A 419-nucleotide genomic window follows, 5' to 3' on the forward strand; every position below is an offset into this window, starting at 1 on the left:
TAAATGCTTTTGGCTCTGTGGCCTACTGCGCTGCGAGCAATGCTCTATCACCACCGGTAGGCGGTTTAATGCATCACGCAAAATTGATCGTTATATACTTACTGTAGCTAAGATTCTCGCTCGGATTGTAAAGAAACGTACACTGCGTGTTTGGTCACAAAAAACACGCGGTTTAATCAGTATGTCGACGCTGCTATTAAGGCCAAAGTTTTTTACTAAGGTGTGATTTGCCAATCAACGCGGGATGCCCTTCGGCCATTAACGCGTTTTTTTGACTCAAGTAATGCTCTGAGCTTTCTGGGAAGGAGATTTTGCCTTGTGCATTGATTACCCGAAACCAAGGGATGCTTGAATCGCTCGGAAGCTGTTTTAGAATCTGACCAACCAGTCGAGCATTGCCAGAGTACCCCGCCGCCTGC

The 419-nt window shown here is 46.5% G+C and carries 1 protein-coding gene; it reads right to left on the reverse strand.

What is annotated here, in order from left to right; genetic code table 11:
* Positions 1-196: 196 nt before the first annotated feature.
* A partial coding sequence (locus A3750_RS05705; protein WP_068548092.1) for an MGMT family protein occupies positions 197-419 on the reverse strand: 223 nt, incomplete at its 5' end.

The organism is Oleiphilus sp. HI0079 (genome assembly GCF_001635105.1).